At 66.7% G+C, this 24955-nt stretch carries 14 protein-coding genes, 2 pseudogenes and 1 riboswitch; of the genes and pseudogenes, 11 read left to right on the top strand and 5 right to left on the bottom strand.

Annotated features, from left to right (window positions below; translation table 11 throughout):
- Positions 1-8: 8 nt before the first annotated feature.
- Positions 9-121, bottom strand: a riboswitch (S-adenosyl-L-homocysteine riboswitch).
- A gap of 189 nt (positions 122-310) precedes the next feature.
- The 6 genes from XaplCFBP3123_RS05190 to XaplCFBP3123_RS05160 all read left to right on the top strand — a co-directional run bounded on the left by XaplCFBP3123_RS05190 (position 311) and on the right by XaplCFBP3123_RS05160 (position 11457).
- A complete protein-coding gene (locus XaplCFBP3123_RS05190; RefSeq protein WP_429001615.1) occupies positions 311-2785 on the top strand; it encodes a S9 family peptidase in 2475 nt (824 codons plus the stop codon).
- Between the two features lie 399 nt (positions 2786-3184).
- The gene (gene ppc, locus XaplCFBP3123_RS05180; protein ID WP_104533034.1) at positions 3185-5899 is read left to right on the top strand and encodes a phosphoenolpyruvate carboxylase; all 2715 of its coding nucleotides are present in this window, start codon (positions 3185-3187) and stop codon (positions 5897-5899) included.
- A 132-nt stretch (positions 5900-6031) separates the two neighbouring features.
- Positions 6032-6604, top strand: a complete 573-nt coding sequence (locus XaplCFBP3123_RS05175) for a TetR/AcrR family transcriptional regulator (RefSeq protein WP_016902213.1) — start codon at positions 6032-6034, stop codon at positions 6602-6604.
- Positions 6601-7638 (top strand): DUF4105 domain-containing protein, encoded by a 1038-nt coding sequence (locus XaplCFBP3123_RS05170; RefSeq protein ID WP_104533032.1) that lies wholly within the window; start codon positions 6601-6603, stop codon positions 7636-7638. The genes XaplCFBP3123_RS05175 and XaplCFBP3123_RS05170 overlap by 4 nt, the downstream gene beginning before the upstream one ends.
- A complete protein-coding gene (locus XaplCFBP3123_RS05165; protein ID WP_146091271.1) occupies positions 7638-9656 on the top strand; it encodes an alpha/beta hydrolase in 2019 nt (672 codons plus the stop codon). Before XaplCFBP3123_RS05170 ends, XaplCFBP3123_RS05165 begins: the two co-directional genes overlap by 1 nt.
- 439 nt (positions 9657-10095) lie before the next feature.
- A complete protein-coding gene (locus tag XaplCFBP3123_RS05160; protein ID WP_429001609.1) occupies positions 10096-11457 on the top strand; it encodes a histidine-type phosphatase in 1362 nt (453 codons plus the stop codon).
- Between the two features lie 781 nt (positions 11458-12238).
- On the opposite strand, the gene metK is transcribed toward XaplCFBP3123_RS05160, so the two are convergent.
- On the bottom strand, positions 12239-13450 hold the full coding sequence (gene metK, locus XaplCFBP3123_RS05155; RefSeq protein WP_104533029.1) for a methionine adenosyltransferase: 1212 nt from the start codon (positions 13448-13450) through the stop codon (positions 12239-12241).
- Positions 13451-13899: 449 nt separating this feature from the next.
- Between metK and XaplCFBP3123_RS05150 the strand changes: the two genes are divergently transcribed.
- Positions 13900-14706 (top strand): UDP-2,3-diacylglucosamine diphosphatase, encoded by an 807-nt coding sequence (locus tag XaplCFBP3123_RS05150; RefSeq protein WP_104533028.1) that lies wholly within the window; start codon positions 13900-13902, stop codon positions 14704-14706.
- A gap of 232 nt (positions 14707-14938) precedes the next feature.
- On the top strand, positions 14939-16027 hold the full coding sequence (locus XaplCFBP3123_RS05145; RefSeq protein ID WP_104533027.1) for a metal-dependent hydrolase: 1089 nt from the start codon (positions 14939-14941) through the stop codon (positions 16025-16027).
- A 59-nt stretch (positions 16028-16086) separates the two neighbouring features.
- Here XaplCFBP3123_RS05145 and XaplCFBP3123_RS05140 read toward each other — a convergent pair.
- From XaplCFBP3123_RS05140 to XaplCFBP3123_RS05125, 4 genes and pseudogenes are all read right to left on the bottom strand, one after another.
- A pseudogene (locus XaplCFBP3123_RS05140) lies at positions 16087-16304 on the bottom strand (SAM-dependent methyltransferase); the annotation flags it as partial.
- A gap of 16 nt (positions 16305-16320) precedes the next feature.
- Positions 16321-17319 (bottom strand): tRNA dihydrouridine synthase DusB, encoded by a 999-nt coding sequence (dusB, locus tag XaplCFBP3123_RS05135; RefSeq protein ID WP_104533026.1) that lies wholly within the window; start codon positions 17317-17319, stop codon positions 16321-16323.
- Positions 17320-17791: 472 nt separating this feature from the next.
- A pseudogene (locus XaplCFBP3123_RS05130) lies at positions 17792-18747 on the bottom strand (ribokinase).
- Between the two features lie 78 nt (positions 18748-18825).
- The gene (locus XaplCFBP3123_RS05125) at positions 18826-20124 is read right to left on the bottom strand and encodes a NupC/NupG family nucleoside CNT transporter (protein WP_016903833.1); all 1299 of its coding nucleotides are present in this window, start codon (positions 20122-20124) and stop codon (positions 18826-18828) included.
- Positions 20125-21014: 890 nt separating this feature from the next.
- On the opposite strand from XaplCFBP3123_RS05125, the gene XaplCFBP3123_RS05115 reads away from it, so the two are divergent.
- The 3 genes from XaplCFBP3123_RS05115 to XaplCFBP3123_RS05105 all read left to right on the top strand — a co-directional run bounded on the left by XaplCFBP3123_RS05115 (position 21015) and on the right by XaplCFBP3123_RS05105 (position 24952).
- Complete coding sequence (locus XaplCFBP3123_RS05115; RefSeq protein WP_104533024.1) at positions 21015-21983, top strand: potassium channel beta subunit family protein; 969 nt, start codon at positions 21015-21017, stop codon at positions 21981-21983.
- A gap of 342 nt (positions 21984-22325) precedes the next feature.
- Positions 22326-22565 (top strand): hemin uptake protein HemP, encoded by a 240-nt coding sequence (hemP, locus tag XaplCFBP3123_RS05110; protein ID WP_024938306.1) that lies wholly within the window; start codon positions 22326-22328, stop codon positions 22563-22565.
- 155 nt (positions 22566-22720) lie between these two features.
- Entirely contained in the window at positions 22721-24952 is a 2232-nt protein-coding gene (locus tag XaplCFBP3123_RS05105) for a TonB-dependent hemoglobin/transferrin/lactoferrin family receptor (protein ID WP_104533023.1), read from the top strand.
- Positions 24953-24955: the final 3 nt, after the last annotated feature.

Raw genomic sequence — 24955 nt, 5'->3', positions numbered from 1 at the left:
AATGTCTGCAATTCGGGGCGCCGTTGAACGATGAATGCTTGTCGAGCCTGGCCGTATTTCCTGCACTTTCGTGCAGTTGGCGGATCAGTCCGCCATACCGGTCGCAGCGCCCCTCGACGAGAGCATCGATTATATCGGCAGCACCCCCCTCCGGCATGAATTGGCCGGCTTGAATCGGCACGACCCCCAACCAACGGCAGGGGAGCGGCGGAACGCATGGCTGCTATGGTCCGGAGTCGATCGACACTGGGGATGGATAATGCAGGCGACACCCGATGCACGGCACGGCAGGCGGCAGCAGCGATGGGCCCTGGCAGGGGTACTGGCGCTGAGCGCACCACTGGCTGCGGCGGCAGCCGTCGCACCGGCTGGCCCGCCTGCCGCTGCGGCGAGCACTGGCTACCAACTGCCCTCCAAGGCACTGCAGGCGGTGGTGGATGCCCCACGTGCGCCGCTGCTGCAACTGTCGCCCAAACGCGACCTGGCCGCGATGCTGCAGTTGCCGGCGCTGCCGGACATCGCCGAGGTGGCCCAGCCCGAACTCAAGCTGGCCGGCCTGCGCATCCATCCCAAAACGTTTGCCAGCAGCCGGTTCTCCTTTGCCGACAAGCTATGGCTGCTGTCGGTGGCCGACGGCAGCGAGCGGCAGATCGCCGGGCTGCCGTCACCACTGTCGCTGGCCACGTTGAGCTGGTCGCCGGATCAGCGCTACCTGGCGTTCCGTCGCGAGGACGCGACCAGCGGGGTCAACGAACTGTGGCTGGTGGACGTGGCGGCCGGGCAGGCGCGACGTCTGGTGGCGGAATTGAACACCAGCATCACCGACGATCTGCGCTGGTTGCCTGATGGCAGCGGGCTGCTGCTGCAACAGCAGGTGGCCGGGCAGGGCGCGCCACCGGCGCGCGACGCGACCCCGAACGGCCCGGCGGTCCAGCAGACCAGCGCCGCCGCCGGCGTGCGCTCGCTGCCGACCTATCAGGACCTGCTGCGCAACGAGGCCGATGCGCGTGTGTTCGAGTACTACGCCACCGGCCAGCCGATCATCGTCAGCGTGAGCGGCCAGGTGCGCCCGATCGCCACGCCCGGCATCTATCTCAACCTGTCGGTGTCGCCAGATGGCCGTTACATCCTGAGTGAACGCAGCGAGCGGCCGTTTTCGTACGTGGTGCCGGTAGACAATTTCGGGCGTCGCATCGAGGTGCTGGACCTGCAGGGCAAGCTGGTGCGCCAGATCGCCAGGCTGCCGCTGGTGGAAGGCCTGCCGACCGGCAACGACGCCGTGCCCACCGGCGTGCGCGACATCGCCTGGCGCGCTGATGCGCCGGCCACGCTGGTCTGGGCCGAGGCGCAGGACGGCGGCGACCCGGCACGCGAGAGCAAAATCCGCGATGCGGTGCTGATGCAGGCCGCGCCGTTCGCGCGCGCGCCGGTCACGCTGGCGCAGTTGAGTAGCCGGTTCGAAGGCATCCAGTGGGGCCGTGGCGATCTGGCCATCCTCAGCGAGAGCTGGTGGAAGACCCGCCGCATAAAACAGTGGCGTATCGCACCGGATCAACCGCAGCGTGCGCCCGAGTTGCTCTGGGACCGCTCCTCGCAGGACCGCTACAACGATCCCGGCACGCCGGCGACCGTGGCCGACGGCAAGGGCCGCGCGTTGCTGCAGACCGGCGCCGATGGCAACAGCCTGTTCCTGCTCGGCAAGGGCGCCTCGCCGGAAGGCGACCGCCCGTTCGTGGATCGCTTCGATCTGCAGAACAAGCGTGCCACGCGTCTGTTCCATTCGCAGGCCCCGACCTATTCCGCGCCGCTGGCATTGCTGGATGCGCAGGGCACGCAGTTGCTGCTCAGCCGCGAATCGCCCGAGGAGCCGGCCAACTATGTGGTGCAGGCGCTGGGCGATGCAGCGCCTGCGCCGCGGGCATTGACGCATTTCGCGCATCCGCTGCCGCAGTTGCGCGGCGTGCAGAAGGAGCAGATCCGCTACAAGCGCGCCGATGGCGTGGACCTCACCGCCACGCTGCTGCTGCCGCCCGGATACGACCCCAGGCGCGACGGCCCGCGGCCGCTGCTGATGTGGGCCTATCCGGGCGAGTTCAAGAGCGCCGACACCGCCAGCCAGGTCACCGACTCGCCCTATCGTTTCAACGCGATCAGCTACTGGGGCCCGCAGGCGTTTCTGGCGATCGGCTATGTGGTGCTCAATAACCCGACCATGCCGATCGTCGGCGAAGGCGATGCCGAACCCAACGACACCTACGTGCCGCAGCTGGCCGCCGATGCGCAGGCTGCGGTGGACGAGGTGGTGCGGCGCGGGGTGACCGACCGCGCGCACATCGCCATCGGCGGGCATTCCTATGGCGCCTTCATGACCGCCAACCTGCTCGCGCACACGCGGCTGTTCAAGGCTGGCATCGCGCGCAGCGGCGCCTACAACCGCACGCTGACGCCGTTCGGCTTCCAGGCCGAGGAGCGCAACTACTGGCAGGCGCAATCGGTGTATCAGGCGATGTCGCCGTTCAACTACGCCGACAAGATCAAGGATCCGCTGCTGTTGATCCACGGCCAGGACGACAACAACACCGGCACCTTCCCGATCCAGAGCGAGCGCATGTTCGCCGCGATCAAGGGCCTGGGCGGCACCGCGCGGCTGGTACTGCTGCCGAACGAATCGCATGCGTATCGCGCGCGGCAGTCGATCCTGCAGATGCTGGCCGAGAGCGAGCAGTGGTTGAAGACTCATCTCGGCGAGCCGGTGAAACAGACCGGCGCGACGCGCACGCGGTGATGATGGTGCGCTGGCACCGGTAGGAGCGCGCTTGCGCGCGATGCGGCGTCACCGATAAAGCGTCGTCGCGCCCGGGTGCGCTCCTACGGTGAATGCGTCCGCCTCGCGTCCCGGGAAGATTCGCTGCGCCGTCCACACGATTGCCGCGATCACCGGTAGGAGCGCACCCGGGCGCGACGGAGCATGACCAGGACAGCCACATCGCGTAGGAGCGGGCTTGCCTGCGATGGGCATGACCGGGAAAGCCCCGTCGCGCGCCAGCGCGCTCCTGCGAGAGCCATCGGATAAGGGGCATTGGCACATGATGGTTGGTGTTGAAACCGTCGTGCCGGTCGCGATCATCTAATCCTTTTGGGTTAGTCTTCGACGACTTTGCGCTTGAGAGGGTGTGCGTTTCCGATGAACGAGTACCGCAGCAGTCTTGTGTTCGCTACCCCCGATCTTGCCTTGCGCGACGATGTGCGTCGGCTCGGTGCACTGGTCGGCGACCTGCTCGCCGAGCAGGTGTCTGCGGAGTTCCTCGAGGAAATCGAACGCGTCCGCACCACGGCGATTGCGCGCCGCGAGAGCGATGCACCGCCGTCCACGCTGAGCGCGCAGCTGGCCGGGCGCGAGCCGCGTCAGGCCGAGTCGCTGGTGCGCGCCTTCAGTACCTACTTCCAGGTGGTCAACATCGCCGAGCGCGTGCACCGCATCCGCCGCCGTCGCGAGTACCAGCGCAGCGGCACCGACACGCCGCAGCCGGACGGTTTGCACGATGCCTTGCGCCGGCTCAAGGCGCAGGGCGTGACGATGGACGAACTCAGCGCGTGGTTGCCGCGTATCGACGTGGAGCCGGTGTTCACCGCCCATCCCACCGAAGCGGTACGCCGCGCGCTGCTGGAAAAAGAACAGCTGATGGTCGCCAGCCTGGTCGACAACCTGGATGGCATGCGCACGCCCAACGAGCGCGCCACCGATGCGGCGCGCTTCCGCATGGCCTTGACCGCCTCCTGGCAGACCGCCGATTCCTCGCCGGTGCGTCCCACAGTGGAGGACGAGCGCGAGCATGTGGGGTTCTACCTCACCCAGGTGCTCTATCGCGTGGTTCCGGTGATGTACGAAACCCTCGAACACGCCATCGAAGAGACCTACGGCAGCGTGCCGACCCTGCCGCGGCTGCTGCGCTTCGGCACCTGGGTCGGTGGCGACATGGACGGCAACCCCAATGTGGATGCCACCACCATCGCCGGCACGCTGGATGCCCAGCGGCGTGCGGTGCTGGACCGGTATCAGAAGGAACTCTGGCAACTGGCCAGCCTGCTCAGCCAGTCGACCACGCTGGTGGCGGTGAGCCCGGCATTGAGCGAGCAACTGCAGCGCTACCGCGCGTTGTTGCCGGAGGACGCCGCACGCTCGCGTCCGCGCCACGGCGACATGCCGTACCGGCTGCTCAACGATCTGATGCGCGCGCGTCTGCAGGCCACGCTGGACGATGCCGACGGCGCCTACACCACCCCGTCCGAGCTGGAACACGATCTGCAATTGATCCTGGACAGCCTGCAGGCCAACAAGGGGCTGCACGCCGGTTGGTTCGCGGTGCGCCGCCTGTTGTGGCGCGTGCGCAGCTTCGGCTTCCACCTGGCGCGTCTGGATGTGCGCCAGGAATCGAGCGTGCATGCGCGCGCGGTGGCCGACGCACTCGGCCAGGCGGACTGGGACGAACAGGATGCCACCCAGCGCGCTGCATTGCTCGGCCCGTATGCCTCTGGCGAACAGGCATTGCCGCGCGTGGATGACGAAGGCAATGCGCGGCTGGATGCGGTGTTTGCCGCGCTCGCCGATGCGCGCAGCCGCCACGGCGCCGATGCGCTGGGCAGCTACATCATCTCGATGGCGCACAGCCGCGCCGACGTGCTCACCGTGCTGGCGCTGGCGCGCCGCGGCGGTCTGGTCGACGACGCCGGCACGGTGCCGCTGGATATCGTGCCGCTGTTCGAAACCGTGGACGATCTGCGCGGCGGTACCGGTACCGTGCAGGATCTGCTGGCCGACCCGGTCTACCGCCAGCACCTGGCTGCGCGCGGCGATACGCAGATGGTGATGCTGGGGTATTCGGACAGCGGCAAGGACGGCGGCATCACCGCCTCGCGGTGGGGGCTGCAACGCGCGCAGGTGGAATTGCTCGAAGCCGCCGCCGAGCTGGGCGTGCGGCTGACCTTCTTCCACGGCCGCGGTGGTTCGATCGCGCGTGGCGGCGGCAAGACCAGCCGCGCGCTGGATGCCGCGCCGCGCGGCAGTGTCGATGGCCGGCTGCGCGTGACCGAACAGGGCGAGGTGATCCATCGCAAGTACGGCATCCGTGCCCTGGCGCTGCGCTCGCTGGAACAGATGACCGGCGCGGTGCTGCTGTCCAGCCTGCGTCCGCGTGCGCCCGAGCCGCGCGAGGATCGCTGGCGGCCGGTGATGGACCTGGTCGCCGAACGCAGCACCGTGGCGTATCGCGCCTTCGTCGGCGCGCCGGATTTCATGCAGTACTTCCGCCGCGCCACGCCGATCGATGTGATCGAACGCATGACGCTGGGCTCGCGCCCGTCGCGCAGGCTCGGCCAGGACGCGGCCTTGTCCAACCTGCGCGCGATTCCGTGGGTGTTCGCCTGGAGCCAGGCGCGTGCGGTGATTCCGGGCTGGTACGGCGTGGGCAGCGGCCTGCAGGCGGCGGTGGATGCCGGGCACGAAGAGACATTGCGCGAGATGGCGCAGGACTGGCCGTTCTTCCGCACCTTTCTCGACGACGTGGCGATGGTGCTGTCCAAGGGCGACCTCACCATCGCCGAGCTGTTCTCGCGGCTGTCGGGCGACCTGCACGCGCGGTTCTTCCCGGGCATCGGCGCCGAGCTGGCGCTGACCAAGGGCTGGGTGAAGGCGTTGACCGGCCAGCAGTCGCTGCTGCAGCACGACCCGCGGCTGGCCTTGTCGATCCGCCTGCGCAACCCCTACATCGACCCGATCAGCGTGCTGCAGGTGGATCTGCTGCAACGCTGGCGCGCCACCGATGGCGAAGACGACGAACTGCTGCGCGCGTTGGTCGCCTGCGTCAACGGCGTTTCGCAAGGCGTGCAGAACACCGGCTGATCCGGTTCGTCGCTACGACCGTCGCATCAGATGGTTGAATCCGACCACCTGATCCGACCGTTGGTCGGAGAGGGCGGGGAATCGGCAAGCGGACTCTGGCGTAACCGGACAAATCTGTCCGATAATGCCGCGATGACGACTTCCCGCCCTGATGCCGCGCTGCGCCGCCGGCAGATACTCGATGCCGCCGACGAAGTGTTCAGCGAACACGGCGTCAACGCCCCGCTGGAACTGGTGGTCGAGCGTGCCGGCCTTGGCCGCGCCACGCTGTACCGCAATTTCCCCGACCGGCTCGCGCTGATGACCGCGCTGATGACCCGTGGCCTGGATGGCCTGGAACGGCTGGCCGCCGATCTGGCCGAGCGCCCGGACGGGCTGGCCGTGCTGCTGCACGACGTGGCCGAGCACATCGCCCAGTCCGCCCCGCTGGTGGATTTCTGGCGTTCCATCGAACGCGCGCACCCGGCCGTGGAAACCGCCGATCGGCGTGTGGTGAGCATCTTCCTGCCGTTCGTGCATCGTGCCCGCGACGCCGGCCTGTGTCGTGCCGATGTCGACGACGAGCAACTGCTGCTGGTGATCGACATGCTGGGCAGCTGCCTGCGCGGCAATGACGAATCCGAACGCAAACGGCTTGCCCATCGCTCGGCCGATCTGTTGATGCACGCCCTGGGCATGCAGGTGCCGGAAGGCGGCACCCGATGAAACCGGCCACGCGTTCGCGCATCGGGCGCTGGGCGCTGCGGGCGGCGCTGGTGCTGGCCGCGTTCTGGGGCGGGCTGGCGATCTACTTCGCACTGACCGGCAATGCGTTCGTGCGCGCGGCGTGGGTGGGCTCGTGGTGCGCGATGGCAATCGCGGCGTTGTGGGGCCTGCGCCGTGGCCGCGAGAACTGGGCCTTGGTGGGTATCTTCAGTGCGGCATTTGCGGTGCTGGCGGTGTCGTGGTGGATGATGCAGCCGAGCCAGGACCGCGACTGGGCCGACGATGTCGCCCAGCGCCTGCAGCCCGAGGTGCACGGCAACATCGTCACGCTGCGCAACGTGCGCAATTTCGATTGGCATGGCGAAACCGACTACCAGCCGCGTTGGGAAACCCGCCAGTACGATCTGGACCGTCTGGTCAGCGCCGATCTGGCGCTGTCGTACTGGATGGGCCCGGCGATCGCACACACCCTGGTGTCGTTCGGTTTCGACGACGGCTCGCACGTGGTGTTCTCGCTGGAAATCCGCAAGGAACGCGACGAGTCGTTCTCGGCATTGGGCGGGTTTTTCCGCAGTTTCGAAGAGACTCTGGTGGCCGCCGACGAGCGCGACATCCTGCGCGTGCGCACCAATGTGCGCGGCGAGGACATGTATCTGTATCGGCTGGCGATTCCCAAGGCCGGGCTGCGCCGCATGTTCATGGGCTACGTGGGCCTGGCCAACAAGCTGAATCGCGCGCCTGCGTTCTACAACACGCTCACCAGCAACTGCACCACGATCGTGTTTGCGCTGGCGCGGCAATTGCAGCCCACATTGCCGCTGGATCATCGCCTGCTGCTGTCCGGCTACGCCGACGAATACGCCTACGATCACAATGGGCTGATGCCCGGCTACGACTTCGCCACCCTGAAGCAGCACGGGCATTTCACCGCCCGTGCGATCGCCGCCGACAAGGCGGCGGACTTCTCCGAGCGCATCCGTGCCGGCATGCCGCAGGCACCGGCACCTGCAGCCACCGCGAGCGCACCCCGGTGATGGCGGACCTGCGTGGATGCCGCACCGTTTTAATGCTGGCGGGCGTGCTGGCGAGCCCGTGGCTGAGCGGCTGCGCCATGGTCACGGTGCAATCGCGCGGCAGCGGCGACTACATCGCGCGCACGCGTGGCGATGTGCTCAGCACCGGCGCGTTGAGTCAGGCCAGCAGCGAGACGGTGCAGGTGGCCGGTCTGCAAGCCAAGGCCTGCCGCAGCGACCCGCTGCCCTGCCTGCAGCAACTCACCACCGTCGCAGGCATCGGCAATGAGCGCCTGCTGGCGACGCAGTCCGAGCTCTGGACGGCGCATGCGATTGCCCTGGGCGGGCGCGACCCGACAACGATGAGCGATGCCGCAGTCGACGCCTGGCTGGAGGCCGCGCGGCATGCGTACGCGTACCTGTTTTTCACCGATCGAGCACCCAGCGCGCGTGCGTTCGAAAATCGCCAGACGCAGGTGCGCGACTACTACAACTACGCGGTGCAGCAGGTGATCGAACGCCTGTTCGCCCGCGCGCAGCAGACCGGCCAGACCGAGCGCGAACCGACCACCATAGGCCGCTGGCAGGTCGGTATCGACATGTCTGCATATCGGCTGCCGGGCGGCGGCAACACGCCGCGCGCGATCTTCGCCGCCTCGGCATTGCGCTTCGATGGACTGCGCAGCACCTATCGACGCGACGGCTTCGGGGCCGAGCTGGTCGCCGAGGTGGCCCCACAAGCAGTCGGCGACCCTGCCGGGCTGGCCTTGCAACCAGCCGCCGCCGCCGCAACACCGGAGCGTCCGCTGCCAACCTTCAGCGAGATGCCGTACGCACCGGCAACGCTGCTGCTGCGCTTCGATGGCGACACGCTGAATGCGGTGCTGCGCGGTCATGCCGCCACCGTGGTGCCCTACGACCCGTATCGCCAGAACGAGGTGGTGCTGCATGGCCAGCGCGTGCCGCTGGCGGCCAACTTCACTGCGGCCTATGGCCTGTGGCTGGCCAGATCCGGTTTTGCCGCGCAGTCCCTGCGGTCGATGCTGGGCAGCGCGCGCGGCATCGACCGCCCGCATCTGTATCTGATGCAGCCCTACGACCCCGACCGACGCGTGCTGCTGATGCTGCACGGGCTGGCCAGCAGCCCGGAAGCCTGGGTCAATGTCGCCAATGAAGTGATGGGCGATGAAGTGCTGCGCCAGCGCTACCAGATCTGGCAGGTGTATTACCCCACCAATGCGCCGGTGGCGGTCAACCGCGCAGAAATCCAGGCCCTGGTGGAGGGCAGCCTGCAGCACTTCGATCCGGCCGGCACGGCGATCGCATCGCACGACATGGTGTTGATCGGCCACAGCATGGGCGGGGTGATCGGGCGCCTGCTGGTGTCTTCGTCGGGCGAGCGCCTGTGGAATTCCCTGCTGGAAAGCTATCGGCTGGACGGCGAGCGCGGCGCACGCGTGCGCGCGAAACTCTCGCCGCTGCTGCATTTTTCGCCAATGCCGCAGATCGACCGTGCCATCTTCATCGCCGCGCCGCATCGCGGCACGCCCTTGGCCGAAGGTGGGCTCGGGCGCTTCGTCGGCCGCCTGGTGCGTTTGCCGATCGCCTTGCTGGATCGCTTTGGCGATGTGTTTCAGGACCTGGCCAGCAGCGAGCGTGGCGGGCAGGGCGGCGACCCGCGACGCAGGGGGCGTCTGCTGCCGCCGACCAGCATCGACAACCTGCGCGATACCGACCCGTTCGTGCGCGCCAGCATGGATCTGCCGATCTCCCCGCAGGTGCGCTACCACACCATCGTCGGGCGCGAAAAACCGCAGGTGCCGCTGGCCGATTCCGACGATGGCCTGGTGCCGTATCGCAGCGCGCATCTGGACGGCGCCGCGTCCGAACTGGTGCTGACCTCCTGGCATAGCGTGCAGGAAACCCCGCAGGCGATTCTGGAGATCCGGCGCATCCTGCACGAGCAATTGCAGTCCGAAGCAGCGGGCGCGACGGATGCGCAGGGCAAGCCACCGGCCGCAACGCCAGCGACATTCTGAGGGCGAGACAGCGCGCGACACATCGTCTCAAGCAGATGATTCGACCGGCTGACGGCGGCCTGCCGATTGCGTGCAGCCACCGACGTTGGTTGCGTTCGGCATGCGGCGACGGTCGTGCGGCAAAGACCGATTGCCGAGGTCGCGCACGCCGGCCCGGCGCTTGCGCGGCCATGCCGATCGATGGCTCTTTGCGCATCGTTTACCGGGCCCGTGCGGTCAGGCGGTCTCTCGAACACGTCCACACCAGGCAAGACGCAATGCGCAAGACGGCGCGCCCAGTACCGCAACCGTGCGGCTGATTCGGCGCATCCGTTACCAGGTGGCGCCTGCCCGGACAGGTGCGGGAAGTTCCGCCGGGTGTCGTCTGCGTTGCACATTGGCAACGTAAATTCCGCCATGACCAACGGGACGACCGCCAAGCATGTGTTCTGAGTACGCGATGACAACGGGGCAGGGTGGTGAACGGACCCCCGCAGACGATGACGGCAACGACGCGATGAGGATCGCGTCGTTGCACGCAGGTATCAGGCCACGATCGACGACAGCGCATCGGTCGCGATGGCTGATGCCGGCACTCGCACTCGGTGCGCTGCTGCTGATCGGCTGCATGCCGCGTCCGCCCGGGCCGCCCGCAGCCGCTCGAACTGCGCAGGCCGCGCAGCTGGAACGCGTGGTGCTTGTCTTTCGGCACGGCGTGCGCGCACCGCTGCAGGGCGAAGCCGCCGCGGCGCGCTATGCAGACGCGCCATGGCCGCAATGGTCCACAGCGGCCAGCCTGCTGACGCCACACGGGCGCATCGGTGTGCAGTTGAGCGGCGATTATCTGCGCCAATGGCTGGCGCAGCAGGGCGTGTTGCCGCGGAGCGGCTGCCCGACGGCAGGCAGCGTGTCGGTATGGGCCAATACCGACCAGCGCACCATCGACAGCGGCGCCTTGCTGGCCGCGGCGCTGGCCCCGGGTTGCAGGATCGTCGCCGGGCATCGCCAGGCCGGCAGCAACGATCCGTTGTTCCGACCGATCGAAGCCGGCACGGTGCCGTTCGATGGCACGGCGGCGGTCGCGGCGATCGAAAAGCAAACCGGTGGCCCTGACGCATTGCTGCGAGGGCACGCGGCCGAGTTGCAGGCGCTGCAGCAGATTCTGGGCTGCACGCGCACGCCCTGCGACTTTGCCCAGATGCGGTCCACGCTGACGCCGTCGGCCAATGGGCGCGGCCTGGCCCTGGGTGGGTCGATCGATCTGACCTCCGGCACCGGCGAGGTGTTGCTGCTGCAATACGCCGAAGGCCTGCCGCTGTCGCAGGTCGGCTGGGGCCGCGCCACACCCGAGCGGCTGGCGCAGGTGTCGCGCCTGCATGCGTTGTTGTTCGACATCTACGCACGTCCGCATTACATGGCCTCACGTTCGGGCGCACCGCTGGCGCGCGAAGTGCTGCAGCGCTTCGGCGATCGTCAGGCGCCAAAGGTCTCTGTCTTCGTCGGCAGCGACACGCATATCGCCGCGTTGAGCGGTTTGCTGGGCGTGCACTTTCATCTTCCCGGCTACGGCGCCGACGATCCGCCGCCAGGTGGCGCGTTGGTACTGGGGCTATGGCGCGAACCGAACGGGCAGCAGGTAGTGCGTGCGCAGTATCTGGCGCAATCGCTGGATCAACTGCGGACGTTGGCGCTGCTAAATCTGGAGCATCCGCCGTTGCAGCAGAAGCTGGCGCTTGGCGTTTGCACAGCAGAGCAACGCATGGCGTGCCCGTTGCCGGAGTTTATGCAGGCGCTCGAGAAACAGCTGCAGCTCGATCGGTAACCGTGCAGCAGCAATCTTTTTCTCGAAAAGGCAATCACCGACTGTTCCTTCTCCCACCGGGAGAAGGTGCCCCGCAGGGGCGGATGAGGGTACCTGCGAAGCCTGGTGTCATCGAACATGCAAAGAGGCTCCGCCCCGTACCCTCACCCCAACCCCTCTCCCGCAGGAGAGGGACTTTTTTTTTCAGCCGCCGACAATGATCGGTGGTGCTTGCGCGGGTGCCGGCGTGGGACCTTGAGCGGCATGGATGCCGCGCCAGATGCTACATGGACGTACTTGCGGCGTGTCCCACGCTGGTACGCGTGCAAGCGCCCTCAGTAGACCGAAGCATTCGCATGGAAACGGCAGATGTCGTGCGCAAGGTTGATCGGTGTACGGAGTTGGTCGGCAGCGCGGCGCCGCATCCAGTGTCGGGACACGCCGTGAATCCGTCCCTGGAGGCTCGGTGGCGGCATCCATGCCGCCACACGGTCCCGCCCCCGGACGCGGCACCTCGCTCCCAGCGTTGCCACTGCTGATCGGCAGGCGATTACGCTTGCAAGCGCCTTCAGTGGCCGAAGCCTTCAGTCACAGAGCATCAGTGACCGGAGCATTCGCACAAACCCACTAGACGTCCAACGCGGAGATTCGTCGGTAAGCGGTGGCCGCATCAAAAAACCGGACACGCAGTGAATCCAGCCGTGGGGTTGCGTTGAAAGCATCCATCCCATCAAAACGCACATGGGCCGCATCAGCGGCCCATGTGCAATTCACTGCATCCGCTCCCGCAGCAGCGGCTGGCTTACTTCAGCTTGGCATCGGCGCGCAGGGCGTCGGCACGGTCGGTCTTTTCCCACGAGAACGCGGTGGCGTTGTGCTGCGCGCCGGTTGCGTCGGCGTAGGAGAAGTCCTTCGGCTTGCGGCCGAAATGACCGTAAGACGCGGTCTGCTGATACATCGGGTGGATCAGGTCCAGCATCTGGATGATGCCGAACGGACGCAGGTCGAAATGCTTGCGGATCAGCTTTTCGATCTGCTCGTCGGCGATCTTGCCGGTGCCGAAGGTGGTGACCGAGATCGAGGTCGGCTCGGCCACGCCGATGGCGTAGGAGACCTGCACTTCGCAACGGTCGGCCAGGCCGGCAGCCACCACGTTCTTGGCCACATAGCGCGCAGCGTAGGCTGCAGAGCGATCGACCTTGGACGGATCCTTGCCGGAGAACGCACCGCCACCGTGACGCGCCCAGCCGCCGTAGGTGTCGACGATGATCTTGCGGCCGGTCAGGCCGCAATCGCCCACCGGCCCGCCGATCACGAACTTGCCGGTCGGGTTGATATGGAACTTGGTGCCCTTGTGCAGCCACTTGGCCGGCAGCACCGGCTTGAGGATTTCCTCGCGCACGGCTTCGACCAGATCCTTCTGCTTGATGCCCGGATCGTGCTGTGTCGACAGCACCACCGCGTCGATCGCGGTCGCAACGCCGTCTTCGTAGCGCAGGGTGACCTGCGACTTGGCGTCCGGACGCAGCCAGGACAGCGCCGAGTTCTTCTTCTTGCGGATCTTGGCCTGCTGCTCGACCAGGCGGTGCGCCAGATGGATCGCGGCCGGCATGTGGCTGTCGGTTTCGTTGGTCGCATAGCCGAACATCAGGCCCTGGTCGCCGGCGCCCTGCTGTTCGGGGTTCTTGCGGTCCACGCCCTGGTTGATGTCCGGCGACTGCTTGCCGATCAGGTTGAGCACGCCACAGGTCTCGCCGTCGAAGCCGACGTCGGAGCTGTTGTAGCCGATGTCCAGAATGACCTTGCGGGTCAGCGCTTCCAGGTCGATCCAGGCACTGGTGGTCACTTCGCCGGCAACGATCGCCACGCCCGTCTTGACCATCGTCTCGCATGCCACGCGGGCGCGCTTGTCCTGGGCCAGGATGGCATCCAGCACTGCGTCGGAGATCTGGTCGGCGATCTTGTCCGGATGGCCTTCGGAGACCGATTCGGAGGTGAACAGGTAGCTGGACATCAGGCTTATATCCCTTGATTCGGATGAAAAGATGGGTGCGGATGATACACCGTCCGACAACCCTGTGCATTGTGCGCCTGAACCGCCCGGCGTGGCGTTAAACCCGTGTCGTGGCGCGGGTTTGCACGGTCATCGGGGTGTCGTCAGCTTGCCATGCAGTGGTCGTATCGACCGGTCAGCATGCGCGCGTGCCTGGCGGCATGGCTGCGTGCAGCCGCGGCGCGGGAGGGGAATAAGCGATGGCGTTGGACAGCGTGCCGGGGCAAGGGCGCATGGCTGCCATGGCGACCACGATCTGGGGGCGCTGGTCCGATGCAGCGCTCTGCGCCGCGGCTTGCGGCGCAGGCGCATCTGCGTGAGCGCGCTGCCGACGCCTGCGGGCGGTGTACGCAACCTGCCTGCGCGGCGCCCGATCGCGGCGCCGAGATTTTTGCCCTGGAGATGTCCGCATGCACTTGTCCACGTTGCATCCCCCCGTCCGCGCCTTGTTCCTGTCCGACCTGCACCTGGGTTCGCGGCATTGCCATGCCGCCGAGATCGCCGCGTTCATCGGCCGCCAGCGTTGCCAGACCCTGTATCTGGTCGGCGACATCATCGACCTGTGGTGGATGGCGCAGCGGCGCGCGGTCTGGGATGTGGCGCATCAGCAGGTGATCGCCGCCCTGCATGCGCAGGCCAGGCGCGGCACCGAGATCATCTACGTGCCCGGCAATCACGACCGTGCCATCCGCCGCTTCTGCGGTCTGGTGATGCCGGCCATGCAGGTGCGCCGACGCAGCGTCCACACCTTGCTGGACGGGCGCCGGCTGCTGGTCACCCATGGCGACGACTACGACGCGCAAACCCATTTCGGTGGCTTGCAGGAGCGATTCGGCGACTGGCTCTACTATCGCATCCTCACCGGCAATCAGCTGACCAATCGTCTGCGGCGGCGCCTGGGCATGCGCTACTGGTCGCTGGCCGAGTTTCTCAAGCGACGCAGCGGTGCGGCCGAGCGCTATATCGGCCGCTTCGTGGCGGCCGGCCTGGCCGATGTGGTGCGTCGCGATCTGGACGGCATCGTCTGTGGGCATATCCATCGCGCCGCACTGCACATGCAGGCCGGCCATCTCTACGCCAACACCGGCGACTGGGTGGAGAGCCTGACGGCGCTGCGCGAAACGCAGTCCGGCGCACTGCAACTGGTCAACCATCATGGCGACGTGCTGGCCGAGCTGGCGCCGCAATCTCACCCCGCGCAGCAGCGCGCGGCGTGAGGCCGCCACGCGCAGCACACGCCGGCAGAGCGCAGCGGCCGGTGACTGCCGTCGGACGTACGCGGCGTACAGCGTCAGCTGTCCTGGTGCAGCGAATACGGACGGCGGCTGCAGCGTCGTTTTCGACCGGGAACCGCAGCGCGATACGAGGAACGCGCCTGCTGCCTGACTGCCCGCCGGCCAGAACGCACGCGATGGCACTGGACGATGTCCGGCCTGCTAGCATCGGCCGATGGATTCATTGACCCAGATCGTTCTCGGCGGCGCCGTCGCTGCCGCCATCGCACCGGCCGGACAGCGCCGTGCAGCCCTGTTGGCCGGCGCCGCACTGGGCACCTTGCCCGATCTCGATGCGCTGGTGTTGCTGCCGCTGACCGACGATCCGGTCACGCTGATGACGGTGCATCGCAGCGCGAGCCATTCGTTGTTCGTGCTGCCGTTGCTGGGCTGGCTGATCTGGTGGCTGTTTCGCCGTTACGGCAGTGGGCGCGTGGCCAGTGCGCCCAAGCGCTGGTTCTGGGCGATCCAGCTGGCCTTGATCACCCATCCCTTGCTGGATGCCTTCACCGTCTACGGCACCCAGCTATGGTGGCCGCTGCAGCCGCATCCGGCGATGTGGTCGAGCGTCTTCATCATCGACCCGGCCTACACGCTATGGCTATTGCTCGCCTGTGCGGTGGCATGGTTTGCGCGCACGCGGCCGCTCGCGCAGCACGCGCTGGTGATCGGGCTGGTGCTCAGCTCCGCCTATCTGGGCTGGTCGTTGCTGGCCAAGCACCTGGTCGACCAGGAAGCGGACCGTGCGCTGGCCGCGCTCGGGTTGAAGGATGCGCCGCGCTTCTCGGTGCCGATGCCGCTCAATACCTTGCTGTGGCGGGTGGTGGCGATGACGCCCAACGGCTATGTGATCGGCGAGCGCTCGCTGGTGGCCGACAAGGGCCCGATGCAGTTTCGTGGCTATTCCAGCAATACCCAGGCCCTGGGCGAAGTGGCCAGTTTCGATGCGGTGCGCCGGTTGACCTGGTTCAATCGCGGTTTCATGCGCGCACGCCTGATCGATGACGAGTTGATGCTCAGCGATCTGCGCATGGGCCTGGAGCCGGACTACAACTTCAACTTCGTGGTGGCCCATCGCCAAGACGGGCGCTGGCAGCCGATCGCGCCGCGACAGATCCAGGCCGCTTACCGCGCGCCGGTGGCGCGCGATCAGATCGGCGAGGTGCTGGCGCAGATGTGGCGCCGCATCTGGCACGAGCCCACCGGCACGGTGCTGACCGGCGACCTGGAGCATGCCGCCACGCCTGCGCCGGCCGCTCGCTAGGCTTGCTTGGCGGGAGCGCTCGGCAATGCGCACGCAGCAAGTCCGGGCAGCGCGCCGGCTCAATGCATCGTCGCGAGCGCCTGCACGAAAACGAATGAAAGAACACCGCGTTCGGGCCGCTGTGCACCTGCGCCAATTCGCCGCGCATGCCGTCCACGCTATTTGCGTTAACCGTGCCGGCCTCGAGCAACGGGTCGGCTGCCGACAGCAGCACGTCTTCCCAGAACCCGATCATGGTCTTGCGCCGGCCCGGCTCGCGGTTGTCCGGATGCAGCGTCCAGCGCAGGAAAAACTCAGGCGGCAACCGACAGCGCGGGCGGTACGCCGGCGATCAAGGCATCGAAATAATCACGGGTCAGTTCCAGCTGCGCTTCCGGTGTTTCGGCGCGATTGACCACCGCACGGAAGTCGGCGCTCTGCGGGTGATCCTTGGCGTACCAGCCCAGATGCTTGCGCGCGATGCGCACGCCCTGCGGCTGCCCGTAGAACGCATGCAGCGCTTCCAGGTGGCCAAGCAGGGTGTCGCGCACGAACGCCAACGACGGCGGCGGCAACAACTCGCCGGTGGACAGATAATGCGCCACCTCGCCGAAGATCCACGGACGCCCCTGCGCCGCACGCCCGATCATCACCGCATCCACGCCGGTCTCGCGCAGCACCAGCGCAGCCTTCTGCGGCGAATCGATATCGCCATTGGCGATCACCGGAATCTGCAGCGCCGCCTTGATCTGCGCAATCGTGGCGTACTCGGCAGTGCCGGTGTAATGCTGATCGCGGGTGCGCCCGTGCACGGCCAGCGCGGCGATCCCGCAGTCCTGCGCGATGCGCGCGATGGTCGGGCCGTTGCGGTGATCGCAGTTCCATCCGGTGCGGATCTTCAGGGTCACCGGCACATCCACCGCCTGCACCACCGCACTGAGGATGCGTGCCACCAGGCCTTCATCGCGCATCAGTGCCGAGCCGGCCCAGGCGTTGCAGACCTTCTTGGCCGGGCAACCCATGTTGATGTCGATCAGCTGCGCACCGTGGTCGACGTTGTAGCGCGCTGCCTCGGCCAGTTGCTGCGGCTCGGTGCCGGCAATCTGCACGCTGACCGGATCCGGCTCGCCGGCGTGATCCATGCGGTGCAGCGATTTGCGCGTGCCCCAGAAGCGCGGATCGGAGATGGTCATCTCCGACACCGCCAGCCCGGCGCCCAGCCGTTTGCACAGCAGCCGGAACGGCTTGTCGGTGACACCGGCCATCGGGGCCAGGATCACTTTCGGGTCGATGGAGTAGGGGCCGATCTGCATGGCGGCATTGTAGCTGGGTGGGGGACGGGGAGTCGGGAGTCGGGAGTCGGGAATCGGGAATCGGGAATCGGGAATCGGAAGAGCGCTTGCGCCTTCGGTGCTGTGCGCCTGGTCTGAGTGAAGTAGCGCGGCGGGTAAGGATGGCAATTGCGAATACTGGTTGACCGTCTCCCCACCCCAACCCCTCTCCCGACGGGAAAGGGGTCGTGATTCCTTCTCCCGTCGGGAGAAGGTGGCGCGTCAGCGCCGGATGAGGGGACGGGCGCCCGACGCTGCATCACGCCAGACCCTCACCCAGACTGCTATCCGATCGGGAAGATCGAAGGTCCGCCGGAGAGGGGTTCGCAGCGACGCACAGGTCTCGACATGCCGTTCGCGGATCAAACCAGTCTCATGTGTATGCCAACGCCCTGAACGCAAAAGGCGACCGCATCGCTGCGGTCGCCTTCGTTGTTCGCTTGACGCGCGCGGATCACATGGCCGGTTCGGGCACCATGCGCGGCATCGAGGTGGCGGCGCCTTCCATTTCGGTGGAGCGCGCGGCGTAGCGGGTGGCAAAGCGCACGTGGGTGATGAAGCTGGCAGTGGGTGCCTGTGCCAGCGAGGCCACCAGTGCGCCGTTGAAGGCGTCGCCGGCGCCGGTGGTGTCCACCGTCTGCGCGCTTTCCGCGCCCACCCGGTAATGCGCAGCCGTATCGCCGCGCAGCTGTTCTTCCGCGTGCGAGATGAAGGCGCCCACCGATCCCAGCGTCACCACCACCGTACCGCCCGGCAGCAACTTGCGGCACAGCGAATGCAGCGTGTTGCCATCCAGCGCCGCCACATTGTCGGCATTGATGCGTTCGCCGACGTGGCGGCCGAGCAGGGCGGCGAATTCGGTTTCGTTGGGCGTCAGCACATCCGACAGCTTGAGCAGGCCGATCGAGGTCGGCGCATTGGCCGGTGCGGCGTTGAGCACGGTCAGCACGCCGCATTCGCGTGCCAGCGCCAGCGCCGACTCGATGGTTTCCGCCGGCGATTCCAGCTGCGCAGCAGCACGCCGGACGAGGCCACCAGCGCGCGCTGGTTGTCCACGAACGCTGCGCTCAGCACCGAGTTGGCACCGGCACCGATCACGATGGTGTTGCGGCCGTGTGCATCGACATAGATGCCGCCGGTGCCGGTCGGCTCATTGCTGGGCTCGGCGATCAGCGCGAAACCGTCGTGCGCAGCCAGCGAGCGCGCCAGCGCACCGCCGGCGTCGTCGCCCAGCGCGCATAGAAAGTGCGTCCTGGCGCCGGCACGTGCGGCCGCGACCGCCTGGTTGAAGCCCTTGCCACCCGGGCCGGTGCTGTAGCGACCGGCAATGGTGGCACCCGGCGCAGGCAGGACATCGCAGCGCCACACGTGATCGACATTGAAGGACCCGACAACGACGACCGAACTCATAAATACCCTTGACTTGAATGACTGAATGAAACGTGGCGTGCGGCGATTAGACCGTCGCACCGATGAACCCGCGCCGCCTCAACCGAAATGCGAGAGCACACCGGCAATGGTAGCGGTCATGAAGGTGGCGATCGAACCGCCCAGCACCGCGCGCAGGCCGAACTTGGCCAGATCGTGACGGCGTTCCGGTGCCAGCCCGCCGATGCCGCCGATCTGGATCGCAATCGAGCTGAAGTTGGCAAAGCCGCACAGGGCATACGTGGCAATCAGCCGGCCCTCCGCGCTCAGGCCCACGCCCGGCACTTCGCCCTTCACGATACGCGACAGCTCGCTGTAGGCGACGAACTCGTTGATCACCACCTTCTGTCCGATCAGCGAACCGACCGTGGTCGCGTCCACCCACGGGGTACCGATCACCCAGGCGATCGGCGCCAGCACGTAGCCGAAGATCGTCGACAGGTTGGTCGGCCGGCCCAGCAGCGCGGCGGCGCCGGTGATCTCGCCCAGCCAGGTCAGCGGCGCATTGATCAAGGCGATCAGCGCAATGAAGGCCAGCAGCATCGCGCCGATGTTCAGCGCCAGGCGCAAGCCATCGCCGGCGCCGGCCGCCGCCGCATCGATGACGTTGCTGGTGGTCTTTTCCACTTCCATCTTGACCGTGCCGCGGGTCAGCGGGGTGCCGGTTTCCGGCACCAGCAGCTTTGCCACCACCAGGGTGGCGGGCGCGGCCATGATGCTGGCGGCGAGCAGATGCTTGGCGTAGAACGCCTGCTGCGCGGGGTCGCTGCCACCGAGCATGCCGACGTAGGCGGCCAGTACGCCGCCGGCGATATGCGCCATGCCGCCGATCATCATCGTCAGCAGCTCGGACTGGGTCATCTTGGGGATGTACGGCCGCACCGTCAGCGGCGCCTCGGTCTGGCCGATGAACACGCTGGCGCACACGCTGGTGGTTTCCGCGCCGGACACGCGCATCACCTTGGTGATCGCCCAGGCCATCGCACGGACCACTACCTGCATCACGCCCAGGTGGTAGAGCACACCCATCAGCGCCGAGAAGAAGATGATGGTGGGCAGCACCTGGAACGCGAAGATGAAGCCATAGCTGTCGATGTTCATCAGGTTGCCGAAAATGAAGGTGGACCCCTCATTGACGAAGCTCAGCACCTTGACGAAACCCTTGCCCAGCGAATCGAACACATCGCGCCCGCCCGGCACCAGCAGCACCAGTGCGGCGAACGAAATCTGCAGCGCCAGACCGGTGGCGACCAGCCTCCAGTCGATCGCGCGGCGGTTGCTCGAAAACAGCCAGGTGATGCCGATGAGCACCGCCAGACCGAACAGGCCGAAACCGATCCTTCCCAAACCTTCGACCATTCCAATCCCCGGAGCTGCTGACGGCAAAACGAGAAGCCTAGAGCAGGGGGGGACCGTGGGCAAGGCGAGCAGCATTCAGGGCCTGCCCGTTGGCCCGCAGGCGAGCCAGGGCGGGCGCGGGTAGTTCCCTGCGCGCGGGCAGGCGAGCCGCGCTTGCGCAAGGTCATGGATCGGGGGGCATCGATTCGCCGCCCGTGCGTCGCCCGCAAAGACCGCGCCCCGAAGCGCGATCACCCGACCGGCCGCCGCTTTCCCCCTCAGCCATCGACGAAAACCGGTGGTGCTTGCGCGCGTACCTGTGTGGGACCTTGAGCGGCATGGATGCCGCGCCAGCGCCTACAAGGACGTACTTTCGGCGTGTCCCACGCCGGTACGCGCGCAAGCGCCCGCAGCAGACCGAAGCATTCGCGTGGAACTCTAGATGTGGTGCACAAGATTGATCGGTGTGCGGAGTCGGTCGGCGGCGCGGCGCCGCATCCAGTGTCGGGACACGCCGTAAATCCGTCCTTGGAGGCTCGGTGGCGGCATCCATGCCGCCACACGGTCCCGCCCCCGGACGCGGCACCACGCTCCCAACATTACCGCCGCTGATAGGCAAGCAAGGCTTCAAGCACGTGTCGATGCCTGTGGACTCCGTGGCCGATGTCATCGGTAAGCCATCCATTTGCTGTCACGCCACCAGGAATGGAAGCTCGGAAGAACGTGCAGCTCATCTGGCTGTTCGCATTTCTTTCCGGAACCGATAGCAACTGGTGGTGCTTGCGCGCGTACCGGCATGGGACCTTGAGCGGCATCGATGCCGCGCAACCCTGTCGCCCCGGCAACGCCAGGTCCTACACTGCGCACGCCGATCCGGGGCAGGGCGCCGCGGAGGTTGTTGGAGTCTGCCAATGCATTACCGTCGTCTGGGTTCCACCGGGCTGCAGCTGTCGGCCCTGTCGTTCGGGGCCTGGGTCACCTTCGGCAAGCAGATCGGGCGCAGCGAAGCGCGCAACCTGATCGCCGCTGCCTGGGACAACGGCATCAACTTCTTCGACAACGCCGAGGTCTACGCACGCGGCCGCGCCGAAGAGGTGATGGGTGATGTGATCGCCGACCTGCGTCTGCCGCGCGATGGCTACTGCGTGTCGAGCAAGGTGTTCTTCGGCGCGGTGGACAGCCCGCGCCCGACCCAGCGCGGGCTGTCGCGCAAGCACGTCAACGACGCCTGCCACGCCGCACTCAAACGCCTGCGCGTTGACTATCTGGATCTGTACTTCTGCCACCGGCCCGATCCGGACACGCCGATCCGGGAAACCGTGCGCAGCATGGATGCCCTGATCCGCCAGGGCAAGGTGCTGTATTGGGGCACTTCCGAGTGGAGCGCCGAGCAGTTGCGCGAGGCCATCAGCATTGCGGACCAGGAGCACCTGCACGCTCCGGCGATGGAGCAACCGCAGTACAACCTGTTGCACCGCGACCGGCTGGAGCGCGAATACGCGCCGCTGTGCGAGGGCGGGCTGGGCACCACGATCTGGTCGCCGCTGGCCTCGGGCCTGCTGACCGGTAAGTACAACGCCGGCGTGGACGTCGATAGCCGCCTCGGCCAGCCGGGCAATCAATGGCTGCAGGACGAAGTGCTGGGCGCACCGGAAGCGCGCCGCCTGGAACGCGCCCGCGCGTTCTTCGCACTGGCCGTCGAGCTGGGCCAGTCGCCCGCACGCCTGGCCATTGCCTGGTGCCTGCGCAACCCGCACGTGTCCACGGTGATCCTGGGGGCCAGCCGGGTGGCACAGCTGGAAGAAAATCTTGGCGCGCTGGACACCTTGACCCAGGTCGATGCGGCCGGCTGGGCACGGGTGGAGGAGGCGACGCGCTGAGGAGTGCCCCCATGCCGTGGGCTCAAGTGCGGGACGATTGTGTGCGATGCGTTGGTTTGTCGGGCTCTTCAATGCAAACGAGAGACTGCATCTGCCCGGTCGTGCACGCCAGCCCAATCTTTGCATTGCAATGTGCTGACGTACCGTCAGTCGTCCCCTCGCTTGCCCAGTAAAGGCCTCACCAGCGGAAAGGTGATCAGCGAAGCCACGGTCTGCGCGCGTGAAAACCGCTGACGGGAATCATGGTCAAGGCGTTTCGATAGATTAAATGAATCGAAATTGTTCAATCCATGCAAATTTAGCACCACAGAGATGAGAATGGCTCTTGATCATTAAATGAGAATGGTTATTATTTGTCTGGCCAACCGACTGGAGATCCAGATCATGACCGCTCATCCCGTGCTGCTCCGCTCCGAACCGGTCAACCTGCGCGACCGCGCTGCCCCGCGTGCCGTTCCTGCAGAAGACCTCATCAGCAGCGAGGCGCTGCTCAAAGGCCGTCGCGAAGTGCTGATCCAGCATGGCGACCGCGTCTATCGCCTGCGCCATACCAGCAACGACAAGCTCATCCTGACCAAGTAAGTCCAACCCTCCGATTCCGCGCATTGGCGCAGGGGATCGGGTTGTCTGTCGCGGGCGTTGCCGCCGCCGTCCGCGCACCCCACGCTCTCCCCGGCGGCCGGTCGCGGCCTTGTCTGCAGCACTTGCTGCCGGGAACTTCCCTTGAAAGGTTCCCGATGATTCGCCTGCATCCGCTGGTGGTCGCGCTGTCACTTGCGCTGCCTGCTCTTCCGTTGTGTGCCCACGCTGCCGACCTCACCGCCAGTGGTGACGCCGCGCGTGAGGTCCACGACTTCGACCGGTTGCAGGTCACCGCCACGCGTACCCAGCGCGCCCTGGTCGATGTGCCGAGCACGGTGGATGTGATTGATCGCGAACAACTGGACAACCAACTGGTGCGCGAGCTCAAGGATCTGTTCCGCTACACGCCGGGCGTGTCGGTGACCAGTACCAGCGGCCGCTTCACCGGCGCCAACGGCATCCGCATCCGCGGGCTGGACGGCAACCGCGTGGCGATCCTGGTCGACAACGTGCCGGTGTCGGACACCTTCAGTTTCGGCAGCTACCTCAACGCCAACCGCAACTTTGTCGATCTGGAAACGCTCAAGCGCGTCGAAGTGGTGCGCGGGCCGGCCAGTTCCCTGTACGGCTCCGACGCCCTGGGCGGCGTGGTGGCCTTCGTCACCAAGGACCCCTCCGATTACCTGAGCGCCGGCAAGCACAGCTATGTCGGCCTGAAGTTCGGCTACGAAGGCGACTGGAACGGCCTGTTCGCCGGTGCCACCGGTGCGTTCGGCGGCGAGCGCTGGAGCGGCATGGTGGCGGTCAGCCATCGCCAGGGCCAGGAAGCGCAGAACCAGGGCGACAACCGCAGCCGCGATGTCACCCGTACCGCTGCCAACCCGCAGCGCATCGATGGCCGCAGCGTGCTGACCAAGCTGGTGTACGCGCCGAACGCACAGCAGCGCTTCAAGCTCACCGTGGAAGGCAACGAAGACTACGGCAGCATCGAGGCGTTGACCGGCATCGACCCGCGCGTGACCACCCCATCGTTGCGCATCCTGTCGCAGGACGGACGCGACCATCAGACCCGCGCCCGTGTCTCGCTACGGCACGAACTGGATGCGCTGGGCTGGGCGCTGGCCGACGATCTGCAGTGGCAGCTGTATCGCCAGGACAGCGAGAGCCTGCAGCGCACCGACGAACTGCGCGGCAACAACACGCGCCGGCATAACGAACACAACTTCGATCAGCGCGTCTACGGCTTGCTGGTCAACGCGCACAAGGCGATCGACACCGGCACGCTCAGTCACGCCATCACCTATGGCCTGGACGGTACCTGGACCGACACCCGCGCCAAGCGCGATGGCTACTCGGTCAATCTGGCCAATGGCGCGATCACCAATCGGGTGGGGCAGGACGTGTTTCCGGTGCGCGATTTCCCCAAGAGCGAGACCACCAAGCTCGGGTTGTATGCGCAGGACGAGATCGGCCTGTTCGACGGCAAGCTGTCGCTGACGCCCGGTGTGCGCGTGGATTATTTCCGGCTGTCGCCGCAGGTGGATGACATCTTCCGCGAAGACAATCCCGGCGTTGCCGCCGAGACCATCGACGAGACCCAGGTCTCTCCCAAGTTCGGTGCGGTGTGGCGGTTTTCGGATGCCTGGTCGGCCTATGCCAATTACGCGCACGGCTTCCGCGCGCCGCCGTACAACGACGTCAATATCGGCTTCACCAATCTGCAGGCGCGCTACACCGCCATCGCCAATCCGGACCTGAAATCGGAAACCAGCCGCGGTGGCGAACTGGGGCTGCGCTTCAATGATGCCATCGGCTATCTGGGCGTCAGCGTGTACTACACCGACTACCGCAACTTCATTGAATCGTATGCGCCGGCCGGCTTCAACGCCGAAGGGCTGATGCTGTTCCAGTCGCGCAACGTGGACGATGTGGTGATCAAGGGCGCCGAAGCGCGCGGCGGAATCGATCTGGGCGCCCTGGCCGGCTGGCAGGGCTGGTCGCTCAATAGCGCCGTGGCGTACTCGGAAGGCGACAATCTCACCGACGACACCCCGCTCAACTCGGTCGACCCGCTGCGCGGCACGCTAGGCGTGGCGTTCGACAGCGATGGCTGGGGCGCGGAACTGATCGGCACGGTCGTCGCGCGCAAACGTCGCCCGCAGCTGGACAGCTACTACACCCCGGCCGGCTACGCCACACTGGATCTGATGGGGCACTGGGAGTTCGCACCCGGTGCCAAGGTCACCGCCGGCATCTTCAATCTCGCCGACCGCCGCTATGTGGACTGGAACGCGCTGCCCAACGGCACGCTGGCCAGCAGCACGGTGCTCGATCGCTTCACCGGCGCCGGGCGCACCGCCTCGGTCAGCCTGGCGGTGAGCTGGTAGCGG

Origin of the sequence: Xanthomonas arboricola pv. populi (assembly GCF_002939945.1) — a bacterium.
Classification (GTDB): Bacteria; Pseudomonadota; Gammaproteobacteria; order Xanthomonadales; family Xanthomonadaceae; genus Xanthomonas; species Xanthomonas arboricola_A.
This window is presented reverse-complemented; position numbering and strand designations above follow the sequence as displayed.

Coding starts and splice junctions, on each gene's coding strand:
- XaplCFBP3123_RS05150 (WP_104533028.1), top strand. CDS start 13,900: ATGCACTTGTCCACGTTGCATCCCCCCGTCCGCGCCTTGTTCCTGTCC.
- XaplCFBP3123_RS05160 (WP_429001609.1), top strand. CDS start 10,096: ATGACAACGGGGCAGGGTGGTGAACGGACCCCCGCAGACGATGACGGC.
- XaplCFBP3123_RS05145 (WP_104533027.1), top strand. CDS start 14,939: ATGGATTCATTGACCCAGATCGTTCTCGGCGGCGCCGTCGCTGCCGCC.
- ppc (WP_104533034.1), top strand. CDS start 3,185: ATGAACGAGTACCGCAGCAGTCTTGTGTTCGCTACCCCCGATCTTGCC.
- XaplCFBP3123_RS05175 (WP_016902213.1), top strand. CDS start 6,032: ATGACGACTTCCCGCCCTGATGCCGCGCTGCGCCGCCGGCAGATACTC.
- dusB (WP_104533026.1), bottom strand. CDS start 17,319: ATGCAGATCGGCCCCTACTCCATCGACCCGAAAGTGATCCTGGCCCCG.
- hemP (WP_024938306.1), top strand. CDS start 22,326: ATGGTTATTATTTGTCTGGCCAACCGACTGGAGATCCAGATCATGACC.
- XaplCFBP3123_RS05165 (WP_146091271.1), top strand. CDS start 7,638: ATGGCGGACCTGCGTGGATGCCGCACCGTTTTAATGCTGGCGGGCGTG.
- metK (WP_104533029.1), bottom strand. CDS start 13,450: ATGTCCAGCTACCTGTTCACCTCCGAATCGGTCTCCGAAGGCCATCCG.
- XaplCFBP3123_RS05105 (WP_104533023.1), top strand. CDS start 22,721: ATGATTCGCCTGCATCCGCTGGTGGTCGCGCTGTCACTTGCGCTGCCT.
- XaplCFBP3123_RS05115 (WP_104533024.1), top strand. CDS start 21,015: ATGCATTACCGTCGTCTGGGTTCCACCGGGCTGCAGCTGTCGGCCCTG.
- XaplCFBP3123_RS05125 (WP_016903833.1), bottom strand. CDS start 20,124: ATGGTCGAAGGTTTGGGAAGGATCGGTTTCGGCCTGTTCGGTCTGGCG.
- XaplCFBP3123_RS05170 (WP_104533032.1), top strand. CDS start 6,601: ATGAAACCGGCCACGCGTTCGCGCATCGGGCGCTGGGCGCTGCGGGCG.